The following is a 240-nucleotide window of genomic DNA, read 5'->3' as shown; positions in this document are numbered from 1 at the left end:
ATGATCACAGGTTTTCACGGGTTACATGTCAGCGTGGGCGTGCTGTATCTGACGATAGTCGCCATTCGGGTCGCTCTGGGGAAATATGACAAGAAACAGGTGGATCCCCATGCCGCCGGTATACAGGGCGGAAGATACGAAATTGTTGAAATTACCGGACTGTACTGGCACTTCGTTGATTTAGTGTGGGTCTTTATTTTCGCCTTTTTTTATCTGTGGTAACTCAGGCCAACCGTCAAG

General features: G+C 48.3%; 1 protein-coding gene. It reads left to right on the top strand.

Going from position 1 to position 240, the window contains the following annotated elements:
- On the top strand, window positions 1-222 hold a 222-nt coding region (locus ACYP03_RS27785), incomplete at its 5' end, for a cytochrome c oxidase subunit 3 (protein WP_459782910.1).
- Window positions 223-240 lie beyond the last annotated feature (18 nt).

The organism is Photobacterium sp. R1 (assembly GCF_054600795.1).
Note: the sequence above shows the minus strand (reverse complement) of the source record. Positions and strands in the feature narration are given on the sequence as shown.